Consider the following 3,334-nt stretch of genomic DNA (forward strand, 5'->3'; position numbering starts at 1 on the left):
CGAATCGAGAAGCCTCCTGAATGAATCCTTCTCTACCTCCCGCGCAATGCCCCTATACTCATCTGCGATGCCCCTGCCGAGGACCGTATCATCGTCACCGAAAACATCGGCGATTTTGCGCCCTACTCGGCAGTGAACCGATCCATCCGGGACTGATCGCGCTGCCCCGGACAAGTCGCGCGCGCGGATGGGTTCTGATCGAAGCAGCCCTCGTTTTCCTCGAAGCGCACGGCGGCGATCCGATGGACGCGATGATCAATCACTGTCTCGACTTCGACGCCGACGGTCGACCCGCGCTCCGCGCCCTATTCGCTTCGGGATGACCGCCGGTGTCCGGCGAGTGGAATTGGTGAGACTCGAGGGGGGCGACGGGCAGGCGCCCGCACATCGGCCAAGCTATCGACGGGTTTTCCAAGCGAAAGGCTCGGTGCGCGCCTTTTCAGGTTGGAGATTCTCGGGCTGAATTAGCACTCAGAGGTTCGCGAAATCGCGGATGATACCCGTCTTCAACTGTTCAATGACGGTGCCCTCTCCTGCTCCGGTCTGGTTGGTTCCGCATGCGGCTTGCGTCGCATGTGCCTTGCCGTCGACGTGGGTGTGGCGCGCCGACAATTCGTTACCACCAGCGAACGCAGATATGTCCATTTTCTCTTTGTTGACAGCCGTGCAAAATTTCAGAAAAGCTAGTAAAAACAATAAAGTAATGTGGCTTCTGAGCCAAGACTGGTCGTTGGAGCGGTTGGCGATGTTAACCAGTCATTAACCAAAAACTCGTTGCGGAGCAGAGAGAATCAGGATTAATTCCCGCTTGTAAGCGTGTTTGGCGTGGAAAAGCGTTATTTCGGGAATTGACGCCGATGAATGTGACGACAGCTATCGACGAGACGGGCGGTTTCAGCTTCTACGAGACTATTCTTCAACAGGGAGAATTGATCTCGGATAAGCTGAACATGCTCCGGCTTGAGCATTATCCGCCCGACGCCGTTAAGAGCCTTCGCTCCTTTTCCTTGGCGGAGGCCGCATATTTTCTGGGCGTGACGTCATCTAACATTAAGAAGCTCCATCTCGAAGGCAAGGGCCCTACTCCCGCCACCTCTGCGTCTGGACGTAGGAGCTACACGGCTGAGCAAATGTTGGAGTTGCGGCAGTATCTCGATCGTCATGGGCGAGCCGATTACAAAAAATATGTGCCGCATCGACGTGGGGGGGAAGAGCTCCAGGTCGTCGCCGTCGTCAATTTCAAAGGCGGCAGTGGAAAGACTACGACGGCCGCTCATCTGGCCCAGCACCTGGCTCTCACCGGCCATCGCGTGCTCGCAATTGACCTCGATCCACAGGCGTCCCTATCCGCACTTCACGGTATTCAGCCCGAGCTCGATCGGAATCCGTCACTCTACGAGGCCCTACGTTACGATGGCTCGAAGAAGCCGATTTCCGAGGTTGTTCGGCGCACCAATTTCCCCGGGCTCGACATCGTTCCTGCGAATTTAGAACTGCAGGAATACGAATATGAAACACCCCTCGCCGCTTCCGACAAATCCTCGACGGAGGGGCGGATGTTCTTCACCCGGATCACCGACGCATTGAAGGAGGTCGATCACAATTATGACGTCGTGGTGATCGATTGCCCCCCGCAGCTCGGCTATCTCACCTTGACGGCATTGGCGGCTTCCACCGCCGTTCTCATCACCATCCATCCTCAGATGCTGGACGTCATGTCGATGAGCCAATTTTTGCTAATGCTGGGCGGCGTTCTTCAATCGATCAGTGGAGCCGGAGCCGATGTTCGCCTCAAATGGTTTCGGTATCTCGTCACGCGCTACGAGCCGACCGATGGCCCGCAGGCGCAAATGGTCGGTTTCATGCAATCGCTGTTTCCAAAACAGATGCTCAAAAGCCCGATGGTGAAATCGACCGCTATTTCGGACGCGGGAATCACCAATCAGACGCTGTACGAAGTCGAGCGCGCCCAATTCACGCGCGCAACATATGATCGCGCATTGGAGGCATTGAATGCAGTCAATGAGGAGATCACGGCGCTCGTCCATCAAGCGTGGGGGCGCAGATGATCTTCATTTTGACAGCCGTGCAGAATTGTCGAATCGCTAAATTCCTCAAGAGATTAGCGCAAGGGAGAGGTGCCTGATATGGCCCGTAAGAACCTCTTGGCGACGATCACGGGAGCGGAGACGCCGAAGGCCGATGTTGCCGCGCGGCATGATTATGCCCTTCGCGGAGCGTCTCGCTCGATGATGCTTTCGATCGATGAGATGGCCGAGAACGCGAAGAAAATGCTGGCCGGAGAAACAGTCGTCGAACTCGATGTCTCAGTTCTAGATCGCTCTTTTGTCGCGGATCGTATCGAAGACGACGATGCTGATTTCCCCGATCTGCGCGAGGCGATCAGGGAGCATGGACAATCGACGCCGATTCTTGTGCGGCCTCATCCGCAGAGCAAGGGTCGATTCATGATCGTGTTTGGCCACCGTCGCGCGCGTGTCGCCAAAGAACTGGGTATTCCTGTTCGCGCGGTGATCAAGAACCTGGAGGATATCGCGCATATTATCGCGCAAGGTCAGGAGAACACGGCACGAGCAAATTTGTCCTTCATCGAGAAGGCGCTGTTCGCCAAGAAGCTCCTCGACATGGGGCAGAGGAAGGAAACCATCAAATCCGCACTGACGATCGACGACAGCTTGCTGTCGAGGATGCTTTCCGTGGTGGAGACGGTTCCTGCACCCGTGATCGAAGCAATCGGCGCGGCCAAACCCATTGGCCGTGACCGGTGGGAAGAACTCAAGAAGCAGGTGAAGTCGCCAAAGGCCGCAGAGGCTGCGATAGTCGTCGTGGCGTCCGACGAATTCCGCTCCAAAGACGTAATGGAGCGCTTCAATTTTTTGCTCGCCCAGCTCCAGACGCTTGGACGCAAGCCACGGAAGTCCGCGCGGGGGAATATCGACCCGGCGTCCTGGGAATCGGAGGGCAAGACCGTGTCTGCAAGCTACCGGAATAACGGAAGCAGCTTTAACCTCTCGCTCAAGTCGAAAGAAGCGGGTGAGTTCGGCCGATACATCTCGTCTAATCTCGACGCACTCTATCGAGCGTTTAAGGAGACGAAGATTATAAGTGAATCAGGAGATTGAACGCGCAAAAGAAAAAAGCCCCCGAACGTCGCCGCCCGGAAGCCTTTCTCTGATCTAAGCACTCCGAGAATCACACTTCCGTGAATCGCTGTCAAGAGTCGGCGCCGTTTCGGTGAGCGGATTTCTTTTGCCTGAACGAGGCAAAGGAACATGCAGACACGTCCAACGACGCCCTTCGGGCGGCGGCCGTT

General features: G+C 56.2%; 3 protein-coding genes. 2 read left to right on the forward strand and 1 reads right to left on the reverse strand.

Annotated features, from left to right (window positions below):
- Positions 1 to 471 precede the first annotated feature (471 nt).
- Positions 472 to 645: a hypothetical protein gene (locus ACT53T_RS15760; RefSeq protein ID WP_476161900.1), complete on the reverse strand. Its 174-nt coding sequence runs from the start codon at positions 643 to 645 to the stop codon at positions 472 to 474.
- A 212-nt stretch (positions 646 to 857) separates the two neighbouring features.
- On the opposite strand from ACT53T_RS15760, the gene repA reads away from it, so the two are divergent.
- Together repA and repB are read left to right on the forward strand one after the other, a co-directional pair.
- On the forward strand, positions 858 to 2,069 hold the full coding sequence (repA, locus tag ACT53T_RS15765) for a plasmid partitioning protein RepA (RefSeq protein WP_476161901.1): 1,212 nt from the start codon (positions 858 to 860) through the stop codon (positions 2,067 to 2,069).
- 78 nt (positions 2,070 to 2,147) lie between these two features.
- Positions 2,148 to 3,143: a plasmid partitioning protein RepB gene (repB, locus tag ACT53T_RS15770; RefSeq protein WP_476161902.1), complete on the forward strand. Its 996-nt coding sequence runs from the start codon at positions 2,148 to 2,150 to the stop codon at positions 3,141 to 3,143.
- Positions 3,144 to 3,334 lie beyond the last annotated feature (191 nt).

The sequence above is a fragment of the Methylosinus sp. DMC45 genome (assembly GCF_056313885.1).